This window comes from Archangium sp., from assembly GCF_036389735.1.
Classification (GTDB): Bacteria; Myxococcota; Myxococcia; order Myxococcales; family Myxococcaceae; genus Archangium.
This window is the reverse complement of sequence record NZ_DASVWK010001093.1, coordinates 1-6878: the sequence shown is the minus strand read 5'-3', so window position 1 is coordinate 6878 and position 6878 is coordinate 1. Positions and strand designations below refer to the sequence as shown.

Annotated in this window: 6 protein-coding genes and 1 pseudogene; 6 read left to right on the top strand and 1 reads right to left on the bottom strand. The window is 67.4% G+C overall.

Annotated features, from left to right (window positions below; translation table 11 throughout):
- Positions 1 to 77 precede the first annotated feature (77 nt).
- From VF794_RS39340 to VF794_RS39330, 3 genes are all read left to right on the top strand, one after another.
- Positions 78 to 989, top strand: coding sequence for a DUF2381 family protein (locus tag VF794_RS39340; RefSeq protein ID WP_331118778.1), 912 nt, complete (start codon positions 78 to 80; stop codon positions 987 to 989).
- Between the two features lie 309 nt (positions 990 to 1298).
- Complete coding sequence (locus VF794_RS39335) at positions 1299 to 1610, top strand: Tox-REase-5 domain-containing protein (protein WP_331118777.1); 312 nt, start codon at positions 1299 to 1301, stop codon at positions 1608 to 1610.
- 37 nt (positions 1611 to 1647) lie between these two features.
- Positions 1648 to 2355, top strand: coding sequence for an immunity 52 family protein (locus VF794_RS39330; RefSeq protein ID WP_331118775.1), 708 nt, complete (start codon positions 1648 to 1650; stop codon positions 2353 to 2355).
- A gap of 2 nt (positions 2356 to 2357) precedes the next feature.
- Here VF794_RS39330 and VF794_RS39325 read toward each other — a convergent pair whose 3' ends face one another.
- The gene (locus VF794_RS39325) at positions 2358 to 3590 is read right to left on the bottom strand and encodes a glycosyltransferase (protein WP_331118773.1); all 1233 of its coding nucleotides are present in this window, start codon (positions 3588 to 3590) and stop codon (positions 2358 to 2360) included.
- A gap of 41 nt (positions 3591 to 3631) precedes the next feature.
- On the opposite strand from VF794_RS39325, the gene VF794_RS39320 reads away from it, so the two are divergent.
- From VF794_RS39320 to VF794_RS39310, 3 genes and pseudogenes are all read left to right on the top strand, one after another.
- Positions 3632 to 5548: a M2 family metallopeptidase gene (locus VF794_RS39320; RefSeq protein ID WP_331118771.1), complete on the top strand. Its 1917-nt coding sequence runs from the start codon at positions 3632 to 3634 to the stop codon at positions 5546 to 5548.
- Between the two features lie 111 nt (positions 5549 to 5659).
- On the top strand, positions 5660 to 5866 hold the full coding sequence (locus VF794_RS39315; protein ID WP_331118770.1) for a cold-shock protein: 207 nt from the start codon (positions 5660 to 5662) through the stop codon (positions 5864 to 5866).
- 209 nt (positions 5867 to 6075) lie between these two features.
- A pseudogene (locus VF794_RS39310) lies at positions 6076 to 6878 on the top strand (hypothetical protein); the annotation flags it as partial.

The following is a 6878-nucleotide window of genomic DNA, read 5'->3' as shown; positions in this document are numbered from 1 at the left end:
CGGTCCTTGTGAAACCCGTTGACCATTTTGAATGATGGCCAGTCGAGCGGCCCGTCCCCATCCGGAGTTTCCTCTCTGTGTTCGCATCGTCGCCCGCTGCCCTGCTGCTGCTGTTTTTCCTGGGGACTGCCACCAACGCGCGGACGTGTCCCCCTCCTGGCGAGCGCGAGAGCCAGTGCATCGAGCTGACGGCGGACGGTTCAGGTGAGGAGCGCGAGGTACAACTCAGTCCGGGACTGGCCACGACTTTTCTCTTCGACTCGGATGTGCGCGGGGATGGGGTGACGCTGGAGCGCCGTGAGCGCTTCGAGGTGGTTGAACCCGGAAAGCGCATCCTGACGCTCGTGCCCTCGGAGAAGATGCGCGGCGAGAATCCCGGAAAGGTGACGGTGTGCTTCGCGGACGGGGCGGCTCCTGCCTGCGCGACCTTCCGGTTGCTCGTCCATCCGGCGGTGGGCGAGCGGCAGGTCGAGATCTTCCGTCAGCCGCGTCCGGTGGAATCAGTCCAAACCGAGTTGAGGAAGACGCAGGAGGAGAATGCAAGGCTGCGCGCGGAGAACGCGAGGCTGCGTACAGAGCGAGACAGGCCGGAGGGACTGATTGGGTTGTTCGCCTCGGGCATGGTGGGAATGGAGGGCATCCCTTCTCAGCTCCTCACCAGGAGCATCACCCAGCGCGAAACCAACCCCTTGGTTGCGCGGCTGGCGAGGACCTTCCGCGCTCCTGGCCGGGTCGCCATGGAGTTGATGCTGGAGAACCCGGCGGGCGCGAAGCCGTGGACACCGCGAGGCGCGGTTCTCGTCGGGCCCAAGGGGGAGATTCTAGAGGCCACCTTCTTTCCAGCGGAGCCCATCCCGCCGGGTGAGACGCGCCGCATGTGGCTCGAGGTGATGGCCCCGGACACGCGGACCGAGGGGCCTTTCGTCCTGAAACTGTGGGAGGCGGACGGCCAACGCACCTTCGTTCTCGGCAACGTGACCTTCCCGTAAGGGATGGTTGTGACACCCGACCCCTGCGCGTTCCGCGGTGGCCCTGCTTCACCATCCTGGCGCTGGCCGTCACAGGAGAGGCGAAACAGAAGGTGGGCGAGGTGAGGGTGGCGGAGGACGGTACGCTGCGCGCCGGCCGCTACGAGGTGGGGCCCTTCTACGCGATGGAAGACGGTCGCCTGTGGCCGGTGGACGAGCAACTGGAGGTGGCGCGAGGAGCCCTGTCACTGGGTCCGTACGTACCGGACGACGGTGTGGTGCTGTCGGCGCTGGAGGGAGCGGGGCTGGCGCTGCTGGACACGGGTGTGGATGCCTCCCATCGGCGGGCCCGGGCAGTGGGTGCCCAAGAACGAGCGCATGTCGCCGCGCTCGCGCAAGTACCAGCACAAGGTGACGAAGGCGCCAGCGGGCTGGGTGTACCGTGTCCTCCGCAATGGCGAGAAGGCGGACTTCGACGGGCGCGATCCCACTCACGGAACCCTGCTGGAAACCAAGGGCCTCGGCTATGACAAGCACTTCGACGCGAGCCTCAAGGCCAAGCGGTATTTCAAAGGGGCGAGGCGGCTCGTCGAGCAGGCTCGGCGACAAGAGCGGGTGGCCAGCGGCATCCCCATCCGCTGACGTCATCTACACGCCGCCGTAGCTGCTCGGAACATCCATGAAAGAGATCTTCTACGCAGGTGTCTATTGGCCAGCTCGCCGGGAGTCGGCTGAGGATTGTGCCCGGCGCGCGGAGACGTTCTTTCAGCTCCTTTCCCGTGCTGACCCCATCTATGCCCATTGGTTCGAACAGGCGAATTCGCTCAAGAAGGCGCTCCAACTCCAGTTCGAGCCCACTCACGAAACATTCCTGCGCTTCTTCAAGAGCAGGAAGTACAACGAAGGCTCGTTCGGGTTCAGCTTCAGTGCCTGGACGGGGCACGAGGAGGATGGGCGCGGTGGCGTGGTGATGCTCGGTTGTGGCTCCGCCGTAACACCGCCACCGAATTCTTGTTTGCTCGACCTCCCTTCCAATGGACCAGAAGAGCAGCGCGTTCTCTCCGCCGCCGTTCTGACCGAGGTCATGCGTGCCCTGGTCCTGGCCTGGGAACCGGACTGGGGTGGGGTCATCTCGCATGCCTACCAAGACATGCGAAGCGAGCCCGCAGGTCATCCCCGGACGGGCTGGCTGATGTACTTCTCGCGCCGCCAGGGAGTGTTGCCGCCCCTGCCGCAACCCGTGCGTGTGGAGTCGGTGGAGGACAAGGGTACGCTCGTCATCCTTACACCGGAGCGCTTCACCGTGGACAACCCGGCACATGTGGCCCTGGCCGATGAGATCCGCGCGTTGCTCGACAGGGAGGGAGTGTTGAAGGGGCCCAGCTGACGTCAACGAGCGGTGTCGAGGGCGCCTTCGAGCCAGGAGACGGCGGCGCGCAGTGGATCCCTGCTCCGGATGCTCTCCCCGGCGGCGCGGGCCCGCTCCCGCATCGGCCCGTCACTGGCGAGCGCGCGCAGGCCCTCGGCCAGCCGTTCCAGCGTCAACGCGCCCTTGGGGATTGGCCGCGGGCCCAGGCCGCGCTGGTGGACGTGGCGGGCGAACATGAACTGGTCGAACGCATGTGGCACCAGCAATTGGGGAATACCGGCGCGCGCCGACGCCGCGGTCGTTCCTGCCCCTCCGTGGTGCACCGAGCCCGCGAGGCGTGGGAAGAGCAGCCCGTGAGACACCGGGCCCACCACGTGCACGGAGGGCCCGAGGTCCTCGCCCCCGAGGCCTGACCACCCCGAGGACAGCAGGAGCCGGACACCGGCCTTCTTCGCCGCCTCGTGGACGAGCCGGGTGGTCCGCCCAGGGTCGTCGTCGGGCATGCTCCCGAATCCCACGTAGATGGGAGGGGGCCCGGCGCTCAAGAACGCCTCGAGCCCGGGCGGAAACGGCCGGTCGTCAGGCAGTGCGAAGGAGCCGACCTGGGGAACGTGGGCGAGGTCGGGCGGCGCGGGGATGAGCTCCGGATCGCAGGCGAGGAGCGTCTTCTCGCGGGGGAAGATGGAACCGAAGATGTCCTCGTCGCGCGGGAGGCCGCGCCGCGTCCGGTGCGCGTTGTAACGCTCGTCGAGCAGGCGGTTGTAGAACCCCTTCGAGGTCCGCCAGAGGAGCCGGTTCAGCCAGCGCGGCGACCGGGTGAGCGGCACCATCAGCATCGGGTGGTACGAAGAGGGGAGGATCTGCGGCGTGTACCCGATGTAGCGGTACGGCACCCGCGCCGCATCCGCGAGCAGGTGCGCCGCGATCGTCGCGCCTCCGCCCACCACCAGGTCCATGCCCTGGACCCGTGACTCGGTGTGGGCCATCTGCAGCTCGAACTCGCTGGCGATGAGTGAGTTGAGCGTCTTGACGAAGCCGAGCGGGGTGCGCGTCTGCTGGCGCGTCTCGGCGAGCAGCGCCTGCGCGTCGCGACCGCACGGCCCGAAGGGGATGTCGAACGCCTCGGCTTCCCCCTGGAAGACAGGCGAGCCGAGCAGTGTCACCGTATGGCCGGCCCGGCGCATCGCCACCGCGAGCGCGAGCATCGGCTGGAAGTCGCCGCGCGAGCCGGACCCGATCAAGAGAGCGCGCATAGGTGGACGATAGCAGGGGCTTCTTCTACGGTGCGCCCCCTATGAACCGCACCTTTCCCGTCAAGCTCCTCTTGAGCGCGGCCCTCGCGGTCGTGCCGCTCATCGTCTCTCCGGGCTGTGCCTCCTCGGCGCATGGCTCCACTGGTGGTTCGCCCGAGACGGCGAGCCCTCCTCCCGCCGCCGAGGCGAAGCCCGCGGAGCAGAAGTCCGCCGAGGTCCAGCCCACGGCCGACGACGCGCGTCAGTTCGCCGTCCGCGTGAACGAGGATCTCAAGCGGCTGTGGACGAGGCAGTCCACGGCCGAGTGGATCAAGGCCACCTACATCACCGACGACACCGAGCGGAACGCCGCCCTGGTGAACGAGGAGGTGATGGGCTATCTCAACCAGGCCATCAAGCAGGCCGCGAGCTTCAAGGGCGTGCAAGGGCTGGACGCGGACACCTCGCGCATGTTGCACCTGCTGCGCGTCTCCTCCGCGCTGCCCGCGCCGAGTGACGCCCAGAAGCGCGCCGAGCTGGCCGGCATCGCCGCGAAGCTCGAGGGTCTCTACGGCAAGGGCAAGTACTGCGGCAAGGATGGCAAGGGCCAGTGCAGGGACCTGGGCGAGCTGTCCGACGTCATGGCCAAGAGCCGCAACTATGACGCGCTGCTCGACGCTTGGACGGGGTGGCACGCCGTCTCGCAGCCGATGCGGCCGCTCTACCAGCGGCTGGTGGAGGTCTCCAATGAGGGGGCGCAGGAGATTGGCTTCCAGGACCTGGGGTCCCTCTGGCGCTCCAACTACGACATGCCCCCCGAGGCCTTCGAGAAGGAGGCCCAGCGGCTGTGGGGACAGGTGAAGCCCCTCTATGACGAGCTGCACTGCTACGTGCGCGCCCGCCTCGCCAGGCAGTACGGCGAGGACAAGGTGCCCGCCGGCAAGGCCATTCCCGCCCACCTGCTCGGCAACATGTGGGCGCAGGAGTGGAACAACATCTACGGCCTGGTGGAGCCCTACAAGGGACAGCCCAGCCTGGACGTGGACGCCGAGCTGAAGCGGCAGAACTACGACGCCATCCGCATGGTGAAGGCGGGCGAGACCTTCTTCACCTCGCTGGGGCTCAAGCCGCTCCCGGAGACGTTCTGGCAGCGCTCGCAGTTCACCAAGCCGAGGGATCGTGACGTCGTGTGTCACGCCAGCGCGTGGGACGTCACCTACGACAACGATCTGCGCATCAAGATGTGCATCAAGTCCACCGAGGAGGACCTGGTCACCATCCACCACGAGCTGGGCCACAACTACTACTACACGTACTACTACAAGCTCCCGGTGCTCTTTCAGCAGGGCGCGCACGACGGCTTCCACGAGGCCATCGGTGACGCCATCACCCTGTCCATCACCCCGGGCTACCTCAAGCAGGTGGGTCTGCTGAAGGAGGTGCCGCAGGGCGACAAGGGCCTCATCAACCTCCAGATGAAGGACGCCATGGAGAAGGTGGCCTTCCTGCCCTTCGGCCTGCTGGTGGATCAGTGGCGCTGGGAGGTCTTCTCCGGGCGGGTGAAGCCGGAGGACTACAACAAGTCCTGGTGGACGCTGCGCGAGAAGTACCAGGGCGTGCGCGCGCCGGTGGAGCGCTCGGAGGCGGACTTCGATCCGGGCGCCAAGTACCACGTGCCCGCCAACGTCCCGTACACGCGCTACTTCCTGGCCCGCATCCTCCAGTTCCAGTTCCACCGCGCGCTCTGCCAGTCCGCGGGCTACAAGGGCCCCCTCCACGAGTGCTCCGTCTACGGCAACAAGGAGGCCGGAAAGCGGCTCCAGGCCATGCTGGAGATGGGCGCGAGCAAGCCCTGGCCGGACGCGCTCGAGGCCATGACGGGTCAGCGCGAGATGGATGCGTCGGCCATCCTGGACTACTTCGCCCCGCTGCGCCGCTGGCTCCAGGAGCAGAACAAGGGCCAGAAGTGCGGCTGGTAGGTGGACACGGTCAGGACCCCCGCTTAGATTTCCGCCCGTCTCGACCGGGCTTCATCCGGTGGAGAACGGGCAGCGGATTTTCGCGCCCGTCTTGAAGGAAGAAGAGCGCAAATGGCGACTGGTACCGTGAAGTGGTTCAACGATGCGAAGGGCTTCGGGTTCATCACGCAGGACGGCGGTGGTGAGGACGTGTTCTGCCACCACTCCGCCATCAACATGGATGGCTTCCGCACCCTGGCCGAGGGCCAGCGGGTCGAGTTCGAAGTCGCCAAGGGCCCCAAGGGCCTCCAGGCGCAGAACGTGCGCGCCGCGTCGTAGTCCGGTGGTCTTCGTCTAGTTGTTCCTGAAAAGGGTCCGACCGCGCTGGTCGGACCCTTTTCCACTTCTGGAGTCCTCGCGTGTCCTTCCTCTCGAAGCCCCGGTTCTTCTTCCAGCGTGCTTCCGTGTTCCCCCTGCTGGTCGTGCTCGGCTGCGCGTCCGGCCAGCCCCAGGTGAAGGCGGGTGCGCCACCCGCGGAGGCCCGTCCCATGACGCAGACCGCTGACCTCGCCGCCCTGAAGTCCGAGCTCGTCGCCCGCCACGGCGAGGCCCAGCGCGCCCGTATCGAGCGGGGCGTGGCGCAGGTGGCCGCGCTGTGGCGCGAGGAGGACGGGGACCTGGCCGCCTTCGCGCGCGAGTACTTCATCGCCGACGAGAAGCAGCTCGAGGCCACCCTGGCGCGGCTGGAGACGGCCTTCGAGCAGCTCGACGGGCACCTGAATGAGATCAGCCGCGAGCTGCGCCGCCCGACGGACCTGGACCTGGGGCCGCTGCTGCCGGTGGATCCGCTGCTGGCGGCGTTCGATCCGAGCGCGCACGCCACGGAGGATCTCTTCAAGGCCAAGGTGGGCTTCGTGGCGCTGCTCAACTTCCCGCTCACCACGCTGGCCGAGCGGATGGAGCAGGGCCCTCGCTACACACGCCGCCAGTGGGCCGAGGCGCGGCTCACGGGGCGCTTCAACCGGCGGGTGCCCGGTGAGGTGAGGCAGGAGTCGACGCGCGCGGCCGCGGCCGCGGACCTCTACATCGCCGAGTACAACCTCTGGATGCACCACCTGCTGGACGAGCAGGGGCGCCGGCCGTTCCCCAAGGGGATGCGGCTGATCAGCCACTGGAACCTGCGGGACGAGCTGAAGTCCCGGTACGCGGATCCCGAGGGGGTGGCGAAGCAGCGGATGATCGTCAAGGTGATGGAGCGCATCGTCACGCAGGAGATCCCCGCGGCGGTCATCGACAACCCGCGGGTGGATTGGAATCCATTCACCAACGAGGTGAAGGAGGCGCCGGCCGG